Annotated in this window: 23 protein-coding genes; 11 read left to right on the forward strand and 12 right to left on the reverse strand. The window is 46.6% G+C overall.

Annotated elements, in window-relative coordinates:
* The first annotated feature begins 11 nt into the window (after positions 1-11).
* Both qoxC and qoxD read left to right on the forward strand, forming a co-directional pair.
* Positions 12-632: a cytochrome aa3 quinol oxidase subunit III gene (gene qoxC, locus QYB97_RS09340; RefSeq protein WP_301165730.1), complete on the forward strand. Its 621-nt coding sequence runs from the start codon at positions 12-14 to the stop codon at positions 630-632.
* Positions 625-1,044, forward strand: a complete 420-nt coding sequence (gene qoxD / locus QYB97_RS09345) for a cytochrome aa3 quinol oxidase subunit IV (RefSeq protein ID WP_301165731.1) — start codon at positions 625-627, stop codon at positions 1,042-1,044. Before qoxC ends, qoxD begins: the two co-directional genes overlap by 8 nt.
* A 107-nt stretch (positions 1,045-1,151) precedes the next feature.
* Here the strand turns inward: qoxD and QYB97_RS09350 are convergent, their stop codons facing one another.
* The 6 genes from QYB97_RS09350 to QYB97_RS09375 all read right to left on the reverse strand — a co-directional run bounded on the left by QYB97_RS09350 (position 1,152) and on the right by QYB97_RS09375 (position 7,379).
* On the reverse strand, positions 1,152-1,436 hold the full coding sequence (locus QYB97_RS09350; RefSeq protein WP_301165732.1) for a spore morphogenesis/germination protein YwcE: 285 nt from the start codon (positions 1,434-1,436) through the stop codon (positions 1,152-1,154).
* 235 nt (positions 1,437-1,671) lie between these two features.
* Complete coding sequence (locus tag QYB97_RS09355; RefSeq protein WP_301165733.1) at positions 1,672-2,943, reverse strand: glutamate-5-semialdehyde dehydrogenase; 1,272 nt, start codon at positions 2,941-2,943, stop codon at positions 1,672-1,674.
* Between the two features lie 11 nt (positions 2,944-2,954).
* Entirely contained in the window at positions 2,955-4,100 is a 1,146-nt protein-coding gene (gene proB / locus QYB97_RS09360) for a glutamate 5-kinase (protein WP_301165734.1), read from the reverse strand.
* Positions 4,101-4,468: 368 nt separating this feature from the next.
* A complete protein-coding gene (locus QYB97_RS09365; RefSeq protein WP_301165735.1) occupies positions 4,469-6,262 on the reverse strand; it encodes a DHA2 family efflux MFS transporter permease subunit in 1,794 nt (597 codons plus the stop codon).
* An 11-nt stretch (positions 6,263-6,273) separates the two neighbouring features.
* On the reverse strand, positions 6,274-6,933 hold the full coding sequence (locus tag QYB97_RS09370; protein WP_301165736.1) for an HlyD family secretion protein: 660 nt from the start codon (positions 6,931-6,933) through the stop codon (positions 6,274-6,276).
* A complete protein-coding gene (locus tag QYB97_RS09375) occupies positions 6,930-7,379 on the reverse strand; it encodes a MarR family winged helix-turn-helix transcriptional regulator (RefSeq protein WP_301165737.1) in 450 nt (149 codons plus the stop codon). Before QYB97_RS09375 ends, QYB97_RS09370 begins: the two co-directional genes overlap by 4 nt.
* Before the next feature lie 259 nt (positions 7,380-7,638).
* Between QYB97_RS09375 and QYB97_RS09380 the strand changes: the two genes are divergently transcribed.
* Positions 7,639-9,189 carry a phosphodiester glycosidase family protein gene (locus QYB97_RS09380; RefSeq protein WP_301165738.1) on the forward strand — a complete coding sequence of 517 codons (1,551 nt, stop codon included), beginning with the start codon at positions 7,639-7,641 and terminating at the stop codon, positions 9,187-9,189.
* Between the two features lie 54 nt (positions 9,190-9,243).
* Here the strand turns inward: QYB97_RS09380 and QYB97_RS09385 are convergent, their stop codons facing one another.
* Positions 9,244-9,522, reverse strand: a complete 279-nt coding sequence (locus QYB97_RS09385) for an alpha/beta-type small acid-soluble spore protein (protein WP_301165739.1) — start codon at positions 9,520-9,522, stop codon at positions 9,244-9,246.
* Positions 9,523-9,603: 81 nt separating this feature from the next.
* Between QYB97_RS09385 and QYB97_RS09390 the strand changes: the two genes are divergently transcribed.
* The 3 genes from QYB97_RS09390 to fni all read left to right on the forward strand — a co-directional run bounded on the left by QYB97_RS09390 (position 9,604) and on the right by fni (position 11,985).
* Entirely contained in the window at positions 9,604-9,837 is a 234-nt protein-coding gene (locus QYB97_RS09390; protein WP_301165740.1) for a hypothetical protein, read from the forward strand.
* A gap of 26 nt (positions 9,838-9,863) precedes the next feature.
* Complete coding sequence (gene msrA / locus QYB97_RS09395) at positions 9,864-10,829, forward strand: peptide-methionine (S)-S-oxide reductase MsrA (RefSeq protein ID WP_301165741.1); 966 nt, start codon at positions 9,864-9,866, stop codon at positions 10,827-10,829.
* Positions 10,830-10,938: 109 nt separating this feature from the next.
* Positions 10,939-11,985 carry a type 2 isopentenyl-diphosphate Delta-isomerase gene (gene fni / locus QYB97_RS09400; RefSeq protein ID WP_301165742.1) on the forward strand — a complete coding sequence of 349 codons (1,047 nt, stop codon included), beginning with the start codon at positions 10,939-10,941 and terminating at the stop codon, positions 11,983-11,985.
* Here fni and QYB97_RS09405 read toward each other — a convergent pair.
* The 3 genes from QYB97_RS09405 to QYB97_RS09415 form a co-directional block, all read right to left on the reverse strand.
* Positions 11,975-12,583: a DUF3298 and DUF4163 domain-containing protein gene (locus tag QYB97_RS09405; protein WP_301165743.1), complete on the reverse strand. Its 609-nt coding sequence runs from the start codon at positions 12,581-12,583 to the stop codon at positions 11,975-11,977. The genes fni and QYB97_RS09405 overlap by 11 nt on opposite strands.
* An 18-nt stretch (positions 12,584-12,601) precedes the next feature.
* Positions 12,602-13,051, reverse strand: coding sequence for a staygreen family protein (locus tag QYB97_RS09410; protein ID WP_301165744.1), 450 nt, complete (start codon positions 13,049-13,051; stop codon positions 12,602-12,604).
* Between the two features lie 112 nt (positions 13,052-13,163).
* Positions 13,164-14,186 carry an NADP-dependent oxidoreductase gene (locus tag QYB97_RS09415; protein WP_301165745.1) on the reverse strand — a complete coding sequence of 341 codons (1,023 nt, stop codon included), beginning with the start codon at positions 14,184-14,186 and terminating at the stop codon, positions 13,164-13,166.
* 177 nt (positions 14,187-14,363) lie between these two features.
* Here QYB97_RS09415 and QYB97_RS25275 point away from each other — a divergent pair, with 177 nt between their 5' ends.
* From QYB97_RS25275 to QYB97_RS09440, 5 genes are all read left to right on the forward strand, one after another.
* The gene (locus QYB97_RS25275) at positions 14,364-15,209 is read left to right on the forward strand and encodes a GNAT family N-acetyltransferase (protein WP_301165746.1); all 846 of its coding nucleotides are present in this window, start codon (positions 14,364-14,366) and stop codon (positions 15,207-15,209) included.
* A gap of 18 nt (positions 15,210-15,227) precedes the next feature.
* On the forward strand, positions 15,228-15,671 hold the full coding sequence (locus tag QYB97_RS09425; RefSeq protein WP_301165747.1) for a GNAT family N-acetyltransferase: 444 nt from the start codon (positions 15,228-15,230) through the stop codon (positions 15,669-15,671).
* Positions 15,672-15,725: 54 nt separating this feature from the next.
* The gene (locus QYB97_RS09430; RefSeq protein WP_301165748.1) at positions 15,726-16,694 is read left to right on the forward strand and encodes a YbgA family protein; all 969 of its coding nucleotides are present in this window, start codon (positions 15,726-15,728) and stop codon (positions 16,692-16,694) included.
* Positions 16,695-16,757: 63 nt separating this feature from the next.
* Positions 16,758-17,252, forward strand: coding sequence for a Crp/Fnr family transcriptional regulator (locus tag QYB97_RS09435; protein ID WP_301165749.1), 495 nt, complete (start codon positions 16,758-16,760; stop codon positions 17,250-17,252).
* 98 nt (positions 17,253-17,350) lie between these two features.
* Positions 17,351-17,863, forward strand: a complete 513-nt coding sequence (locus tag QYB97_RS09440) for a hypothetical protein (RefSeq protein WP_301165750.1) — start codon at positions 17,351-17,353, stop codon at positions 17,861-17,863.
* A gap of 206 nt (positions 17,864-18,069) precedes the next feature.
* On the opposite strand, the gene QYB97_RS09445 is transcribed toward QYB97_RS09440, so the two are convergent.
* Both QYB97_RS09445 and ald read right to left on the reverse strand, forming a co-directional pair.
* Entirely contained in the window at positions 18,070-18,762 is a 693-nt protein-coding gene (locus QYB97_RS09445) for a queuosine precursor transporter (RefSeq protein WP_301165751.1), read from the reverse strand.
* A gap of 207 nt (positions 18,763-18,969) precedes the next feature.
* On the reverse strand, positions 18,970-20,103 hold the full coding sequence (gene ald / locus QYB97_RS09450; RefSeq protein WP_301165752.1) for an alanine dehydrogenase: 1,134 nt from the start codon (positions 20,101-20,103) through the stop codon (positions 18,970-18,972).
* Positions 20,104-20,179 lie beyond the last annotated feature (76 nt).

The following is a 20,179-nucleotide window of genomic DNA, read 5'->3' on the forward strand; positions in this document are numbered from 1 at the left end:
AGGCGTGAACAATGGCACATGCAGAAGTACACGATCATAACACGCCTTTAGAATACCAGTCAGAGACCGGGCGTTTAAACATCCTCGGTTTCTGGATTTTCCTTGGGGCGGAGATCGCGTTGTTTTCAACACTGTTTGCAACATATTTGGTTTTAATGTTCAGAACAGCTGACGGTCCTACCCCACATGAACTTTTTGAATTAAAAGGTGTGTTGATTGAAACTTTCCTTCTACTGACAAGTAGTTTTACATGTGGTATCGCAATTCACGAAATGCGACGCCGCAATAGAAAAGGTCTATTTACTTGGATGATCATCACATTGGCTTTAGGTGCAGGATTCCTTGGCTATGAGATCTACGAGTTTGTAACTTACGTGCATGAGGGCGCTGCTCTCGGGACAAGCGCATTCTGGTCAGGGTTCTTCGTAATCGTAGGGACACACGGACTGCACGTAACAATGGGTATCGCTTGGATTACCTTAATTTTGATACAGGTGGCAAGACGGGGACTAACACCTCAAACGTCTGCTAAAGTCTTTATTTCAAGTCTTTACTGGCACTTCCTTGACGTGGTGTGGATCTTTATCTTTACCGCCGTGTATTTAACAGGGATGGTGTTGCACAATGGCTAATCCACAAGATTCTCTATCCAGAGAGCACGGCGGAATTCCATGGAAGCACGTGATTGGATATCTTTTATCCATTATCCTTACTGCACTGGCTCTATGGGTGACGTTTGAGACCGGATTTTCTACCCGCACCATATTGATTATCATTTTTATCTTTGCTTTCTTGCAAGCAGCTCTTCAGTTACTCATGTTCATGCATATGACCGAGAGCTCCGAGAAGAAAAGCAAGCTTACGGGGCAGACACAGACAGGGAACATCCTGTTTGCGGCTTTCATTGCAATTGTTATCGTAGCAGGTTCTGTATGGGTAATGAGTGCAGGACACGCGGAGCATGACCATCATAAGATGGACAGCAAAACGCATGATATGAAAATGGACGGGGACATGAAAATGGACCACGGTGACCATAAATAAGAACAGAGAAAAGACCCTGCAATTTCTGCGGGGTCTTTTTTTATCCTTTCCAGTTCAAACAGCCACAAAAAAACCACCCGGTCTCCCGGATGGTTTTATAAGTTAATTTATTTGGATTCGCGGTATAGTCTGCGTCGTTCACGCTCGCGTCGGATAAACGGAATCGCATAAATCTTGAATGCCGCTACATGGGCGAATACCACGTTTGCAACAAATACTATGTTAAACAGTAAATGTGCTAAAGGATTTAAATCTCCGAGAATGTACAGTCCCACATACAGCCACATGATCGCAATAAATGGAATCTGCCATAAAGCCAACTTTCTATGATCGTGCCATAGGAATAACGGAGTAGCCGTAGCCACAAAAAGGTAGACAACATAAACATCCATTCTAATCAACTCCTTAAAATTGTGACAGCGTTTCCAATTGTGTCGAAGTTAGGTCTGTTTTGTGAACAATTTGTTACAGTTAGTATACCACATTTGAAAAAATTTACTACTAAAAAACAAAAAATAGGGACAATATTTTTACAATATTCTAAATACATGGTAAACTGCTGTGGCAAGCAACAATGACGCACGAAAAAAGCATGGCTGATGCGCCATGCTTTTTCTATATCCTTATTTATCGAATTTGTCCGTCGCCTGTCATGCAATACTTTGTAGTAGTCAGTGCTGGTAAGCCCATAGGGCCCCGTGCATGGAGCTTTTGGGTGGAAATACCGATCTCAGCCCCAAAACCCAGTGCAGAGCCGTCAGTGAAGCGTGTGGACGCGTTATGGTACACAGCTGCTGCATCAACGCGGTTCATAAAGTTTGCTGCTGAACGGGCATCTTCTGTGATGATGGCTTCAGAGTGCTTCGTTCCGTAGCGGTCAATGTGCTCAATCGCTTCTTCTGCGTTGTTTACTGTTTTAATTGCAATGGAAAGGCTGAGGAACTCCTCTGCCCAGTCCTGTTCAGTGGCAGGCACGGCCTCGGAAAAGGTGGAAACGATGTGGTCATCACCATGGACCGTAATGCCTTGCACCTTCAATGCCTGTTCGAGTTCCTGTTGATGCTCATCCAGCCACTTTCGGTGAACGATCAGTGTCTCTGCCGCATTACAGACTGCAGGACGATCTGTTTTTGCGTTAATCAGGATATTAAATGCTTTTTCAACATTTGCTGTTTCATCAAAATAAATATGGCAGTTCCCTACTCCGGTTTCCAGAACGGGTACGGTGGCTTCGTTCACTACGGTATTGATAAGTGAGCCTCCGCCACGAGGGATAAGAACATCAATATGTTCCTTCATTGTAAACAATTCTGCGGATGCTTTTCTGTCGGTCGTTGCGATCAGCTGGGCAGCGTCCGCGGGGATTTTTGTTTTTGCTAAAGCCTCTTGTATTACGCGGATGATGGCTTTATTGGAATTCAGTGCGCTTGACCCGCCCTTTAATACGATCGAATTTCCTGACTTGAGCGCCAGTCCGGTTGCATCCACCGTGACATTGGGGCGCGCTTCATAAATCATCCCTATGACTCCGAGAGGCACGCGCTTTTGTTCGACCTTCATGCCGTTATCCAGGGTCCACTCGTCCACGATCTCCCCGATTGGATCCTTTTGTCCCGCCACTTCTCTCAAACCTTCAGCAAAGTCGGAGATTCGTTCCTCTGAAAGGGAAAGACGGTCCATGAAAGCCTGGGTAAAGTCTTTTTCTCTTCCGTTTTGCAGATCTTTTTCATTTTCTTCTAATATAAAGGCAGCCTGCTGTTCCAGCTCGTCGGCCAGAATATGCAGTGCCTCGTTCTTTTCTTGTTCAGTAAGGCCGGCCAGTATCTTTGACGCCAGTTGTGCAGCCTTGGCCTGTTCTTTTACACTCATCTGGGTTACTTCTTTTTCTAAAATACTCATCGAACGCCTCCTTATGATAATAGCGGTACAGCTAGTCTGGTATGGCAAACAAGATCGGCATTGTTAATGGCTTCCTGAGGATCCACGTCGATAATATCTGCAATTTCTTCCCGTGTATGGCCCTTAATTTTGATTAAGTCCTTGGAAGAGTAGTTGCTGACACCAAGTCCGACCTGAATGCCGTCCATATCTTTAATGCGCACTACTGCGCCTTTTTTAAAATATCCTTCTACATATTCAATACCTGTAGGGTACAGGCTTTTATGCTCGATAATCTCGGATTTTGCTTTATCTGATACCACGATTTCGCCCTCCGGACCTGAATGAAACGCAATCCATTGTCTTCTGACATCAAGATTCTCACTGTCATCCTTCGGTGTGAAATACGTTCCTCTTGCTGTTTCCTGTACGGCATTATAGATAATGTTTGGTTTTGCAGCATCACCAAGGAATGAAGGAATGCCGGATGCCATGGCGATTTTCACTGCATCAATTTTAGAACGCATGCCGCCGGTCCCCACTTCACTCGCGGAATCTCCCGCAGATGCTTCAATTTCCGGTGTAATCTCATATACTTCTTCCAGCAAACGGGCATCCGGGTTATTTCTTGGGTCTTCCGTATACAGCCCGTCAATGTCTGATAAGATCAGAAGCTGATCGGCGTCGACAAGGCCAGATACTTTTGCTGAAAGGGTGTCATTATCTCCAAATTTCAATCGTTCCACCGTGATCGTGTCATTTTCATTAATGATGGGCACGATGCCGCGGTCCAATAAAACATTTATCGTGTTTCTTGCATTTGTATATCGTTTCTTGTCTGAAAAATCACTTCGCGTAATCAGGATTTGTGAAGCGGTATATCCGTGAGAAATAAATCTCTCTGAATAAGCTTCCATTAATAGTCCCTGTCCGATTGAAGCGGCAGCCTGTTTTTCAGGAAGGGATGTCGGTCTTGAAAGGCATCCGAGCTTCCGGTATCCGGCAGCCACTGCACCTGAAGAAACAAGCACGACCTCGTGTCCGTCATCCTTAAGCATGACGATTTCGTCCACCAGGCGCTCCAGTTTTCTTCTGCTGATTTCGCCATGCCGGCTTGTCAGGGAACTTGATCCGATTTTTATAACAATACGTTTGTTTTTAATAGTAGATAGACTCAAAACATTCACTCCTCATGTTGGTTCTTTTTCCGGTTCAATAAGCAACGGTTACGAGTATAACGAAGCTTGAAAATCGATACAACCGCTTATGCCGAGATAGTGTGGATGAGGTCCATAAAGGGAGGAATATGGAGGATGCCGTATTTAATTTCATCATGGGATGTGATAGAACGTGAAGGGGGATGAGGGGGTGTATTATGGATGGATAAAAATCAGGCAAATTGAAAAAATGTGGATATTTTCGGAAATTTTAAGCAAGCATACCCCTTGATATGAAAGGGTTTTCATGGATTTTCAAAAAATCAAGCAGGCAGCATGCGAAAATAAAAAAAGAAACCGTCCCGAAAGACAGTTTCTTTTCATTGAATTTATTTTCCTGACGGTATCACTCGTTTGATGAAGAATGACAGAACGAGAGCCACAAAGGCGATTCCTGTTGCGACCATAAAGGCATCGTTAATTCCATCGATGGCCGCTTGTTTTGCAGCTGTGCCGTAAATTATCTGGATGCCCAATGAACTTCCGGCGCTTGCAGGCAGTCCGGCCACCTGGGCAAGTCCCTGGCCCAATGCATTGATTTTCTCAAAAACAATGGGATTGGAGGTGGTTACGATATTGGCGTAATCCGCGGTATGGAAATCCTGGCGGTTGGAAAAGATCGTTACCAGGAAGGCGGTGCCGAGTGAGCCGGCGACCTGTCTCATCGTGTTGGATGTTGCCGTACCATGGCTGTTTAAGTGCCGCGGCAGTTGATTCATACCGGCGGTCATGACGGTCATCATCAAGAAGGACATACCGAACATCCGCGACACATACATAAACAAAATATGTCCATAGGTGGTGTCGGTGGAAAGATGGCTGAATTCCCATGTGGTGATGACGGTAATGATAAGCCCGATGATGGCGAGCGGACGTGCGCCGATCCGGTCAAAGAGCGCACCGGAAATCGGAGACATAATCCCCATGATGATGGCACCCGGCAATAGAAGCAAACCGGATTCCAGCGGTGTAAATCCACGGATGTTCTGCAGATAGATGGGCAGAAGAATCATGGCTGCGAACATCGCCATGTTGATAATCATGCTGATGACGGTTGTCAGGGCAAACACATCATATTTAAATACACGCAAATTCAACATTGGTTTATCAGTGGTGAGCTCCCTCCATGTAAAGGCAGCAAGGGAAACCAACCCAATGATAATAGTTGATAGTACAATCCCGCTGGTCCAGCCTTCACTTCCGGCTTCACTGAAGCCGTACAGCAGGGAACCGAAGCCGATTGTAGAAAAGATAAATCCCGCAAAATCGAACTTTGGATTGGATTTTTGGATAACATCTTTCATCCATGCAAAAGCGATGATCAGGTCAATGACACCAAACGGAATGATGATGTCAAAGAGCAGTCTCCAGGAGTAATGTTCGACGATATAACCTGAGAGTGTTGGCCCGAGAGCGGGAGCGAAAAGCATCGCAATCCCCATCGTACCCATCGCCTGACCACGTTTTTCAATAGGAAAGACGGTAAGAAAAACGGTCATCATCAGCGGCATGATGATTCCTGCACCAGCAGCCTGGACCACACGTCCCACCATTAATAAACCAAATGATGTGGAAATGGAGCAGATGACGGCTCCCGCAGTAAACAGGAACATGGCCGCTATAAATAAGGACCTCGTACCAAACCTTTCAATCAAATACGCGGTAATCGGAATACATACCCCGTTCACCAGCATATAGCCGGTGGAAACCCACTGAACAGTGGTAGCAGACACATTCAGGTCATTCATGATGTGGGGAATCGCTACATTAAGCAACGTTTGGTTCAAGATGGCGATAAAGGCGCCCAGCATAAGGACCGTAAGAATCCGCCCGACTGGAATGGGTTCATCCTGCTTGACGGTTTTGACCGGCTGAAGTGCGCGTTCTTCCTGCTGCTGTTCGGCTGCAGACGTTACATACTCCAGAGCGGGCTCAGAAACTGCTGTATCTTCTAAAGTCACATCAATCAATTCGTTGGATTCGTAAGGATGGCCCGTGGCCGTCTCCGAAACTTGATTCTGATCTTCCCATTGTTTTCTCCGGTTGGCACGTACTGCAATAAGGTTCACCGTCAGCAAAAGAACAATGGATATAAGGACATAGCCTATGATATATATTGACATCGTCTCACCACCTACTTGTGGATCCGTACGGTTACATTCATTCCTGGAACAATATCAAGGCCAGAATAGCTGTCTAATGAAATTTTAACAGGAATAACCTGAGTTACTTTTGTATAGTTTCCTGTGTTATTTGAACTTGGCAGCATGGAAAACGTGTTGGCGGTTGCCAGGCCGATCTCTTCCACTTTCCCGGAAAGAGTGTTGTTAGGGAATGAATCTACATATACATCGACGTCCTGATTTTTTTTCACATCATCAATATCTGTTTCCTGCACATTGGCTGTTACCCAAAGGTTGCTCATGTCATAAGCGTGGGCAAGAGGCGTTCCGGCAGCTACAAAAGAATCCTGTACAGCAGCCTGCTGAACGATGGTGCCATGCTTAGGTGCATCAATTTTTACTTTGGACATGGAAGTGGATCCCTGGGAAGGAGCTGCTGTAATTGTTCCAATTTCAGATCCTTTATTGAATTCCTTGCCGACTTCGCCTTTCCAATCTGTCAGCTTTCCGTTGGCCGGAGCCGCAATGGTTACTTGTTGGCCCGAGATTTGGGCATTATCTGTTTTAATATAGTTTGCAGATTGGTTGTAATAGTAGTAGGCAGCAATACCGCCACCGATTAAAATAACTAAAATGATTACATTTAAAACCGCTAAACGGCGCATGTTCATGAATGGTTTTCCTCCTTGGATGTTAAAATCGTCATAATTTGCTGATGGATTCTCAGCAGATGGTCTTTATCTTCAGGATCCATTTTTGTGATCTCCATGATTCTCCTGGTAAAAGAAGAATCATCTCCTGTAGCTTCCCGAAGCTTTTGTTCGCCATCCTCTGTCAGTTTCAAAGTAATGGCTCTTCTGTCTGCGGCCGAAATTTCCCGCTCCAGCAAACCGCTGGATACCAGCCGGTCAACTACGCCGCTCATTGTGCTGTTCGTTAATTTTAGACTGGCTGCAAGCTCCCTCAGGCCAGTGTTTGGCGAACGGTGGATTTTGTACAGCGCTTTTAGCTGCACCACCGTCAACCCTGCCCTGTCCGCGTCTTCCTTCATCAGTGAGTACAAGGCTTTTTGTATTTTTATAAAGGAATCCAGGAGCTCATTATTGAGCAGATTCATTAATCTATCATCCCCGCTTTCTAATGTTGTGAACAGTTTGTTTTATTAATAGTTCGCATACCAACTATTTATGCACAAAATATATAATAAATGCTTGCCGATTAAATTGTCAATAAAAAACAATAAAGAAATTTGCGCGATTTTTTACAAGGATAACCTTTTCACTATTTACAATTTTTTAACAGGCTGTAACCCACTCTACACATCCATAAGTTATACTTAAGGGGAATTTACTAAAAAAAGGAAAAGGGGTATAGCTGTGAAAAGATTAGAGAAGAATCGAATGGGCCGTGCTGCTCTATTTTTTAGCTTGATGGGAATTCTGCTTCCAGCTCCGCTTGCCAACGCTCAGGAAGAATCATTTACTACACCAAAGACCACACACGTGCAAAAACTTGAGAAAGGTCTTACATATACAGACTCTGTATACGGAAAGGCGAGCGGTCCTTCCGGATATATGGTTGATGCTGCATTTACAGAGGGCCGTGCTGAGGCCGAGCGCATTTCTAGTGAACTGAAAAGTAAAGGCTACAAAACGACGGTTAAAACGCTGGCTGACCGGGCCCAGGATGATCCAAAACGCGGAACACCCCTTGGGTATCTCGTTAGAACCGGTCCTTTTCAAAAGGACGCTGAAGCAAAAAGTGAACAAAAGAAACTGGTTTCAGACGGATACAATAAATCCAAAGTTGTTTATATACCTGAAGACGGAGAAGAGTCCACAGGTCCATGGGCGGTCCGCCTGCTTGAAATCGACCGCAAGTGGAACGGCAGCTTGAAGCCGGTTCTCGGCCAGGGTATCGTTCCTGGCAAGGAAAAGCTTAGTGATATGGCGAAATCCACTGGTGCTGTGGCCGGAGTGAACGGCGGTTACTTTGTCATGGGACCGCAGGATGGAACAGAAGGAGACCTTGCGGGGGTTTCTGTCATCAACGGCGATCTTATCAGTGAAGCCGTAAAAGGAAGAACAAGCCTGGTTCTGAACCGCAACAGTAAGGCCAGCATTTCCTCGGTAAAAACCAAACTGATAGTCAAGGATTCGCATGGCGATAAGGTAAATCTTGATGGATTGAACCGGGACCCGGGACTTGTCCGCGGCTGCGGTGGAATCGATGACACAGAAACCGTACTTCCCCGCCACGACTTTACGTGTACCGATCCGGATGAATTGATTCAGTACACCTCTGTGTTTGGAAACAGAGCACCTGAAGGCTCCGGGACAGATGTGGTGCTTGGCCGTGATGGAAAGGTGCTCGAAATCCGCTCTTCACGTGGCGCAAGCATTCCTTTAGGCGGCTCAGTCATCGCGGGAACCGGAGATTCTGCCGACTGGCTAAAAGAGCATGCGGTGCCCGGCAGGAAGCTGACCGTTAAAAAGACAGTCACTGCCGACAACAAGGCCCTGCCATCTTCTGCGAAATATGGAGTGGTAAACGGCGGTCCGCGGCTGTTGAAGCATGGAGAAACCTATATCAATTCCACGAAGGAAGGATTTCATCAGCCTGTTGATCCTGAGTTTTACTATCGGTTTGGCGAGCGCAGGAATCCAAGAACCATTGCCGGCATCAAGCCGAACGGAAACCTGCTGTTGGTGACGGTGGATGGCAAAAAGCCAGGATACAGCATCGGCATGACCTTTGAAGAAGAAGCGCGTTTAATGAAAGCGCTGGGGGCAGCAGAAGCAGTGAACCTGGATGGCGGGGGATCCACCACCATGAATGTGAACGGCGAGTTGGTGAATGACCCATCCGACGCAGCGGGTGAACGGCCAATCGGGGATGGTTTATTGTTACTGCCTTCTAAAAAGTAACGCCAAAAAGGCTGAGCGCCTGGTCTGTAAATGGGGCCATGCGTCAGCCTTTCTTTAATGCTGTTTGTTCAAATGCTGTTTCGCCTGTCTGATGAGCTCACTAACCATCCGGCCGCCAATCTGGCCGCCAACGGTACCTGCCTGCCTGGCCGTCAGCTGTCCGTTGTAATCCTTTTCCAACGGCACATTCATGCTTTTTGCTACTTCATATTTAACCGCCTCAGGCTGAGACGGATCCACTGTATAACCAACATCCCTCATTACCCTTGCCTTCAGCTCGTCCAGTGCAGGGCGGGCTTCAGGAACCAGGGGTCTGCGGCTTTTTCTTGCCATGTTTTTTTCCTCCTAACTTGCCGTTCTTATCCCTAGTTTGCCCATTTAGGGGAAGTTAAACCGAACGAGGGGTTATTTCGGGTGTTTGCGGGCGGGTCAGAAGCCTTGTTGGGAGCGTTACTTGCGGTTCGACAAGGTTTAGTTGCGGTTTTGCCTCATTTACTTGCGGTTCGACAAGAAATACTTGCGGTGCAGGCCAAATTAGTTGCGGTTCGACATGATTTAGTTGCATATCACGTCATTTTCATAAACCGGAGGAGTTATTTTTTTGAAATGAGTGATACTTGTTTTATGATAGGGGAAATGGGATTTTAGATTTCCAAAGAAATGGAGTGAGGTTTTTGGGTACTCAAGAGAATCAGCAGCTTGCTACGTTTGCGGGAGGGTGCTTCTGGTGCATGGTTTCGCCATTTGAGGAGCAGCCAGGCATTATTTCCGTGGTTTCAGGATATACCGGCGGGCACACCGAGAATCCGACGTACGAGGAAGTCTGCTCCGACACGACCGGACATTATGAGGCTGTGCAAATCACGTATGATCCGGATGTTTTTCCATATGAAAAATTGCTGACGCTTTTCTGGCAGCAGATTGATCCGACTGATCCCGGCGGCCAGTTTTATGACCGCGGCGATTCGTACCGCACCGCCATTTTTTATCATACAGAACAACAGAAGGAACTGGCGGAGTCATCGAAACAGGAGCTTGCCGAAAGCGGACGTTTCGAAAAACCGATTGTGACGCCGATTCTTCCGGCATCCACGTTTTATCCTGCCGAGACGTACCATCAGGATTACCATAAAAAGAACCCGGCGCATTACCAGCAGTACCGCAGGGGTTCAGGGAGGGAAGATTTTATCAAAAAAAATTGGAGCAACAAACCAGACAAAAGTGAACTGAAGAATAAGTTAACACCGATTCAATATGAGGTGACCCAGAACGATGCGACGGAACCTCCGTTTCAGAATCCGTATTGGAATCATAAAGAAGAAGGCATTTATGTGGATATTGTCTCAGGAAAACCGCTGTTCACCTCGCTGGACAAGTTTGATTCCGATTGCGGCTGGCCGAGCTTTACAAAGCCTCTCCAGCAGTCGGAAGTCGAAGAGAAAAAGGACTACAGCCATTTTATGGTCCGTACCGAAGTCAGAAGCAAATCCGCCGATTCCCATCTTGGACATGTGTTCAATGACGGACCGCAGGATAAAGGCGGCTTGCGGTATTGCATCAACTCTGCCGCATTGAGGTTTGTCCCAAAAAGCGACCTCGAAAAAGAAGGATATGGTGAGTACCTTTCCTTATTTAAATAAGTGAATAGTGGGGAGAAACAGGCAGAAGGCTTTCAAGCTGCCTGTTTTTCTTATGTTAAACCAGGGAAGTCTAGGAAGACATATAGCGGGCCTGAACGGAGGAATGATGATGGATGAACAACAAAACCCTACAGAAAAAAGAAAAACCGAGCATATTGATATCGCGCTGAACAAGGAAGTGCAGAGCCGAAACGTGACGACAGGGTTTGAGAGGTACACGTTTAAGCACAATGCGCTTCCGGAAATCAACTTCCGCGACATCGATCTTTCCACGGCCTTTATGAAAAAGAGCCGGCGTACACCGTTTTTGATCAGTTCCATGACAGGGGGCACAAAACGGGCGTACGAGATCAACAGGAGACTGGCGCTGGCTGCCGAGAAAAGGGGATGGTCGATGGGGCTCGGCTCGATGAGAGCGGCTGTGGAAAATGAAGATGTGGCGTATACCTTCAACATCCGGAAATATGCGCCCACCGTACCGATTATCGCGAATCTTGGCGCTGTCCAGCTCAATTATGGCTACGGCATCAAGGAGTGCCTGCGGGCGGTGGAGATTGCGGAAGCGGATGCGCTCGTCCTGCATCTCAACAGCATGCAGGAAGCCTTCCAGCCGGAAGGGGACACTAATTTTTCAAATCTCCTTCCCAAAATTGAAGAGGTGGCCGCACACCTGCCCGTCCCTGTAGGAGTGAAAGAAGTGGGAATGGGCATTGATGCCGAGTCCGCACGGAAATTAAAGAATGCAGGCATCCGGTTTATTGATGTTGCGGGAGCAGGGGGAACGTCCTGGATTCAAGTCGAGAAGTACCGTTCAAAAAACAAAATGAGGGAGCAGGCAGCAGAAGCGTTTCAGCAATGGGGACTGTCCACTGCCGATGCTCTTATTGAGGTGCGGAAAGGAACTGAATTTAGTAATATCGTCGCCAGCGGAGGCATGAAAAATGGAGTGGATGCAGCAAAAGCCTTGGTTCTCGGAGCGGATGTGGTTGGATTTGGCCGATCGCTGCTGCCGGCAGCCGCTCTTGAAGACGAAGACGCCATGGTTTCCAGGCTGGAGCAAATTGAATTTGAGCTGAGGGCGGCCATGTTCGGAATCGGCGCCGGAAGCATCCCCGATTTAAAAGCGACGAACCGGCTTTTTAAGATCAAGGAGTAGGCAGCAATTCCGGTTTAAGAATGGAAGAAAGGCTGGTCAAAGGGATCGGAAATTCCGGAAGGCCGACATAATAAGGAGTGTACTCATAGCTTTGATAGTAAATCACCAGATTTTTGGAGGTTAAAAAAAAGCGGTCATCCTCCTTCACGCTCTCGTATGGCTGAATGAGAGGAAACTGGTATTCCTTAAATTTTTTCTTGATGATATTGGTCAGCTTTGTTTTGTAAAAGCTGTTCGCCTTGAATAAATCGCCCAGCAGATAGACTTTGCCGCTGTTCACATCCATGGTGATGGAATCCTGCAATGTTAGGCCGTGAGCGGCACCCTTCCAGTATGCAGAATTGGTAAAAACGATACTGAGCCACTTTCCCTGATTGAGCTTCACTTCAAAACTTCCTGTCATCTCCTCCAAATTCTTTCGTTTGATCCCATTCTCAGCCATCAGCTGAAAAACCTTGTTTTTTATCGCCGTGTTCAGTGTGTTCTGTTTTTCCATATTAGCAAGGCCCACAATCTGCGGGTACTGGACGGTTCCGTGACCTGTTTCGTATTGTTGAATGAGCAGGTTTGTATAGGGACGGCGTTTTGGTTTTTGCACAGTCATCACCTCGATGGGCTATACATATTTTGAAATAGGGCCATAAGGTTTGACCTGGCGGAATTCGGGATAGACCGATTCAAATTGAATATAAACTGGTGCTTCCTTATACTCCGGGTGGGCGTCAAAAAAATAGCGGTCGCCGTATCGGAAGGCTTCAAGAACACGGGGCAGCTCCCGCAAAAAGATTTCATTCCTTTTTCTGGCTGTTGATTCCGATGTATTTTCATCCGCGACCAGTACATAACCATACAGCACTTTTTCGCGGTTAAAGGTTTTCCATTCTGCATAGACTTCATCCCGCATCGAGTTAGCGGTATCATGGGCAAATTCAGGGCCAACCACTAAAAAAAGCTGGGCCGTCGTGTCGGAATGGGTCAGGGTGTAGCGGCGGGGAGATTTGGGGTCCGTTGGTACTGAGTTGGGGCGGTATTGAACAAAAAGCTTTTTGGGATCCAGCATCTTCATCAATGTTCCTCAATTCCATTTTTGTTTCAATGTATACAGAAGAGAGCCAAACGGTGAACTATTCCCTGAAAATAAAAAAAGCCCCGGAAAGGAACCGGGGCGTTACTGATTATTATTTGCTGGGATCAGCCACTTTTACGAGCTGTTTTCCCAGGTTTTCTCCCTTAAATAAGCCCAGGAATGCATCGATGGTATTTTCAAAGCCTTCGACGACATTCTCTTCGTATTTCAGTTTTCCTTCTTGAAGCCATTGTCCGAGCTGCTTCGCGCCTTCCTCAAACTGGGAGGCGTAGTTGCTGACGATGAATCCCTTGATCAGTGCGCTGTTGATCAGCAGCTGACCTTGGATGCGTGGTCCCACATCCTGTTTTTCAAGATTATACAGGGAAATCTGGCCGCATAGCGGAATTCTCGCATTTTTGTTCAGCAGGCTGATAGCGGCATCCGAAATCTCCCCGCCGACATTATCAAAATAAACATCCACGCCATCGGGGCATGCTTCTTTCAGTGCCTGGCGGATGTTCCCGGCTTCGCGGTAGTTAATTACGGCATCAAAGCCCAGCTCATTTTTCAGGTAATTCACTTTTTCCTCGGATCCGGCAATACCGACGACGCGTGCGCCTTTAATTTTGGCGATTTGGCCGACGGTGCTGCCTACTGCACCGGCTGCACCGGATACCACGACGGTTTCCCCTTCCTGCGGGTTACCGATATCCAGCAATCCAAAGTAAGCAGTGAGGCCCGGCATTCCAAGAATACCGAGATTGGTTGTAAGAGGAGCGAGTTCAGGATCAAGCTTGCGGACTTCATGTTCGCCTGCAGTGGAATAGAGTGCCCAAGGCAGATTTCCGATGACCAGGTCCCCTTCTTCCAGTTCGCCTGAGCGGGATTGAATCACTTCGGCAACAATTCCCCCGTTAACCGGCTGATTTAATTCAAACGGTGGTACGTACGATTTTGTGTCATTCATTCTTCCCCGCATATAAGGGTCAACTGAAAGGTACAACGTTTTAAGAAGTACCTGTCCGTTTTGCGGTTCTGGAATCTCGATGTCTTCAAATGTAAAGTTCTCCATGGAAGGCATACCTTTAGGACGGCTTGTTAATAAGATGTGCTGATTTTTTTGTTCTGTCATATCTTCTTCACCAAACCTTTCATCTATTAAAATTATGATGCCTCTTAGCCATCATAAAGGGAATCTTGCAGGAAAGCCAATGAATATGCTTGTTGATAGTAAAAGAAGGTTTGCTCCGTCCTTTTAAAGAAATACTTAAGGATTGGGCAGAAATCAGATGTAAAAGAAGGTGGAAAAATGAAGCTGGAATCCTACAGTACCGTACATGATTTTTACAGAGCTGCACTGCCGTTTCTAATGAAGCGGGAAGCAGCCAGCGGATTGATTCAATCCAGCTGCATGAAGCAACTTGAGAAGAAAACATCCAGACACAATCCGCCTTTTCTGTGCATGGTGAAGGAAGAGAACAAGACTCAGCTTGTGGCGTATATGGCGCCTCCTGATCCTCTGCTGCTTTTTGGAGAGAAAGAAGGAGTGGAATCGGTCGTTCAAAAGCTGATCGATGAGGACTGGGGCATTGCCCGGCTTTCCGCTCCTGCAGCACTGGCTGAGGCCTTTGCGAAGGAATGGGAGCATCAAACCGGTAATACGCATCGGGTAATCTCCCGCATAAAGCTCTATAGAACAAATGACATTTCCTTTCCCTCGATTAGCGATGGGAATCTCCGGCAAGGGAATTTACAGGACGTTGATCAGGCAGGAAGCTGGCTGTATGAGATGGGGATTGAAAACCGCTCTTTGCTTACAGAAAATGAAGCGCTGGTCACAGCCAAAGAAATGATTGAGGAAAATAGCATCTATTTTTGGGAAAACGAACGGCCGGAGCCTGTCAGCATGGCAGCACTGACAAGGCAGACCCCAAATCATGCGACGATCCATATGGTACATACACCAAAGGAATACAGGAGGAAAGGGTACGCCAAAGCTTGCGTGGCGAATCTAAGCAAATGTCTGCTTGAAACAGGCGCTGCCTATTGTACGCTTTACGCTGATGCAGCGAATGCTGCCGCGAACAAGTTATACATAAGTATTGGCTACCAGGAGATCGAAGAGTACACAGAGATGAGTTTCAGTCAAAAGTAACCGAAAGGGGAAATGAAGATGGAAGCAATCATTCGAATGAGTAATAAGGGAGATGAACCTCAGTTGAAGGCACTCATGCTCCAGTATATTGTGGACTTCTACAAAAGCCCGAAGCCAAGCGACCAGAAGCTGGATGACCTGATCGCGGTTCTGATGGAGAGAGAGCAAGGGCTTCAGTTTGTAGCGGAACAGGATGGCACCCTTAAAGGATTTGCCACGCTTTATTTTACATACAGCACCACCAGGGCTGATAAAATCGTGGTTATGAATGATTTGTATGTAGCCGAAGACAGCCGGGGAAGCGGTGCAGCCGCCGGCTTATTTCAAGCCTGCAAGAGGTATGCCGACGAGTATGGCTATGCGGCCATGCTTTGGGAGACGGCTGAGGACAACCAACGGGCCCAGCGGTTTTATGAAAAAATGGGCGGGCATAAAGGCGATTTTCTTACGTATTCCATATAAATCGTTACGAATTGGGACACAATGCTCCTATGCTGATAAAAAAGGAGTATGGTCATGGGAGCATTTGCAAAGCCAAGGCTTGTGGTCAGCCGGTGTCTTGAGTTTGATAGCTGCCGATATAACGGTGACGTCATCCATCATCCGACAATCCGGAAGCTGATGAAGTACGTAGAATTTTTGACAGTCTGTCCGGAAGTGGAAATCGGGCTCGGTACACCGAGAGAAACCATTCGCATCGTACTGCAAAATGGGGAGCAGCGTTTGATGCAGCCCAAAACGGAGCGGGACGTCACAGCGGATATGACTGAGTTTTCGGATGACTATCTGGAGTCTTTGGCACTCATCGATGGTTTTATATTAAAAAGCCGTTCTCCTTCCTGTGGGCTTAAAGAGGTGAAGCTGTACACCTCTACTGAAAAGGGTCCGGCGGTGGGCTCAAGCAGCGGGCTTTTCGGCGGAAAAGTGCTGGAGAAGTACGGCCATCTGGCGGTGGAGGATGAAGGACGGCTGAATAACTTTTTGATCAGAGAACGTTTTTTTACGAAGATTTTTCTCCTTGCCGCCTACAGGGAACTAAAGAAAGAGCAGTCGTTGGAAGGGCTTCATGACTTTCATGAAAACAATCGGTATTTATTTCTGGCTTACAGCCGTCCAACACTCAAGCTGCTGACACGCCTTTTAAAAAATAAGGACCAGCGTGCGACAAATGAACTTTTTTCATTGTACGAAAAAGGACTTCAGCGTCTTTTTATGCGGACCGCGCGCTATGATTCCAGCCTGAATGCCGCGAGGGAAATGGTAAAAACGTTTGAAGCCCGATTGAATGAAAGGGAAAAATCGCATTTTCTCGAGCTGACGGATAAGGTGGCAGAAAAAAAGGAGCCTTTTTCAAGTGTACTTGCTTTATTGAAATCATGGGCGTACCGTTTTGAAAACGATGAGCTGCTCCGTCAAAGCTGGTTTCAGCCGTATCCTGAGGATCTTCAGGAAATATCGGATTCAGGTAAAGGAAGAGACTATTAAAAGGCCAACCGCCATTATTGACATGGTATAGTTATAAAAGACTATACAAAGAGGTGGGCAAGCATGTTTTTACATAAGGGAGAAGTATTGTTTCGGCAAGGGGAAAGCGGTCCGCTTTTTGAACTGAAAAGCGGGCTTCTTAAGGTGGTCCGTGTTCATGAGGACGGAACGGCATCCCTGCTTAATTTAATTTTGCCGGGAGAAGTTATTCCCCATCACTCGTTGATCAGCCAAAAGGATTATCATGGAACCGCCATCGCCCTTCTTCCGGCTGAGGTCGAAGTGATACCGGAAAAGCAGTGGTACAGGGGGCTCTCAGAAAACCCGGAAAAGTACCGGGAAGTGGCACAGTTGCTGCAAACAAGACTTCGCATGATGCAGCAGCGCATCGACCAGCTGACGGCAGTGTCAACAAAGGACCGCGTACTGCTGCTGCAAAACTGGTTTCAGCAATACTTTCCGGATCTGTCAGTGAAGGATGTCCTGACCCAGGAGGAGATCGGACAGTTTGTCGGCCTGCGCAGGGAGACGGTGAACCGGGTGCTCCGGCATCTGTAGGGAGTTATGAAAAAAATCACATAATGTTTTTCCTATATTTTCTTTTTTTTCTGTTCACACTAATGATGTATCACCTAATAAAAGGAGGAATGAACATCATGAAACGTGTGATTATTTGGGCTGCCGCTCTCTGTTTGGGTATCGGCATTTTTGCCGGGGCTCTGGCTGCTCATGCTCAAGGTACAACCAGCGAACAGCCTCACCACATGCACAGGGACCATATGTGGAAGCAGCTTGCACCCTACAAGGACAAGCTGCATGAGAAAAACCGCTTAAAGGCTGAGTATTATGGGCTGAAAAAAGAAGCGGTGATGAAAAAGGATACCCTTTTACAGCTTCATACGAAAAGCAACAAGCCAGGAAGCTGGCATAAAAATCCGAAAATGAAGCAGCATCACCAAAGCATGAAAAAGCTTCATATGGAGATGAAATCGCTCAAGAATCAGGAAAAGGCAGAGAAGAAAAGTCTGAGAGCTGCTCTTAAAGCGAAGGATAAAGCAAAGATCAGTTCCCATTTGGATCAGATGCTGCTCATCCAAAAACAGATCAACCAGAAACTGGCCGAGCGAAATAAGATGCTGGACACCATGATTCAGGAAATGAAAAAATAGGAAGAGATGATAAGGCAGGGCAATGTCCCTGTCTTTTGTTGTGGCGGCGGTTACTTGCGGAAGTGAGCTCAATTCTTGCGGTTCAACACGATTTAGTTGCGATTATCGGCCATTTACTTGCGGTTCGACACAAATTATTTGCGCTTCGACAAAGAATACTTGCATATCACGTCATTTTCATAAATTCAAAAAAAGCGAAGCCACAATCAGGCTTCGCTTTTTTCTGTCTTAAATTTAAAGCTCCTTGCAATATAAATAACGGGAGTCGAGGCTGCCGATACGATAAATTTAAGCAAATAGGTGGTAATGAAGATCTCAAACCATACGTTCCACTCGTACACACCGGCAAAGGCGATCGTACAAAATACGAGGGAATCGATAAGCTGGCTTAGCAGCGTACTTCCGTTATTGCGGATCCATAGCTGTCCGTATCCCGGAAATGCCTTTTTCAGCATGGAGAACAGCCGTACATCAATAAACTGGCTGATCAGGTATGCAGAAAGGCTGGCAACCGCAAGACGGGGCATTAAACCGAACAGCGTTTCCATCGACTTTTGCGCGATGTCGCTCTGTGCGGGTTCAAAAAATAATGCCATCTGCATGATGACCGTCGTCATGATCAGGGTGAAAAATCCAAACCATACCGCTTTTTTGGCTTCTTTCTGACCGTACTTTTCATTCAGCAAGTCGGTAGAAAGGTATATTGTGGAATACATAGTATTACCAAGTGTCATTACTAAACCGAACATTTCTATCGTTTTCACGACCTGAATATTGGCCAATATGGTGGCTGCACCCACCCAGACATATAATCCCTGCTTTCCGAATAGCCGGTAACAGATTAAAAATAAGATAAAGTTCACGAGGGCAAACATAACGCCATAGTAAACGTTAAACACGATAATAACCTCCTAGTTTTGATACAGCGGGAGTTCTCGAACCGCGTAGTATTTAGTTTTGCACAAGGCTTAATTATAGGAGAAACCGAACAAGAAAGCAATGGTGACGCTGATTTCGACAAATTATTTACCGGGAAATATTAGTCAAAACAAAAAACCACCCTCCCCTCTAGTCAAAAGAGAGGAAGGTGTTTTGTTTATTCATTATTAGATGGCTTGAAAGGCTTTTTCAAGCGCTGCTTCTGCAGAAAGATATTCGTATCCAAGATCTTTAGCGACTGCTTCGTACGTAATATGGCCGCCGGCAACGTTAAGACCCAATTTTAATGCCGGATTTGAAAGAACCGCTTCGTTCACACCTTTGTTTGCGATCTGAAGAGCGTAAGGAACGGTAACGTTCGTTAGCGCAATTGTAGAAGTACGAGGCACTGCACCAGGCATGTTCGCTACTGCATAGTGAACTACTCCGTGTTTTACATATGTTGGGTTATCATGAGTCGTGATGTGGTCGACTGTTTCAAAGATTCCGCCCTGGTCGATGGCCACGTCTACGATAACAGATCCAGGCTTCATAGACTTGATCATTTCTTCGGTTACAAGCTTAGGTGCTTTTGCTCCCGGGATAAGTACAGCACCAATCACGAGGTCAGATTCAGCAACAGCATCTGCAATGTTCAGCGGGCTGGACATCAATGTCTGTACGCTCTTTCCAAAAATATCCTCAAGCTGACGGAGACGGTCAGGATTCAAGTCGATGATGGTTACGTCTGCACCAAGTCCAGCGGCTACTTTTGCTGCGTTTGTTCCAACGACACCGCCGCCGATGACGGTAACTTTTCCGCGTTTTACTCCTGGTACGCCGCCAAGCAGAATTCCTTTTCCGCCTTTTGGTTTTTCAAGGAACTGTGCGCCGATTTGAGCGGACATACGTCCGGCAACTTCACTCATCGGAGTCAGCAACGGAAGTGTGCGGTTTTGTTCAACAGTTTCATAAGCGATGGCTGTTACGCCGCTTTCGGTTAGCGCAGCAGCAAGTTCAGGCTCGGCTGCAAGGTGAAGATAAGTGAAAAGAATCAATCCGGAGCGGAAATGCTTGTACTCGGATGCTAGTGGTTCTTTTACTTTCATGATCATATCGGATTTCGCCCAGACATCTGCAGCACTGTCGATCATTGTAGCGCCGGCTGAAGCATAATCTTCGTTCGGAAAGCCGCTTCCTTCACCTGCGTTGGTTTCCACCAATACTTCATGACCTGCTTTTATTAATGCTACAACACCCGCAGGCGTCAGAGCTACGCGATTCTCGTTGTTTTTAATCTCTGTAGGTACACCAATAATCATTGTAAATCCTCCTTGCGCCGTCTGAAATGATGGCGTTTTCATTTCTGTGTTTTCAGTATAATCCTTTCTTTTTTAA

Origin of the sequence: Fictibacillus fluitans (genome assembly GCF_030418125.1) — a bacterium.
In the GTDB taxonomy this organism is placed as follows: domain Bacteria; phylum Bacillota; class Bacilli; order Bacillales; family Fictibacillaceae; genus Fictibacillus_C; species Fictibacillus_C fluitans.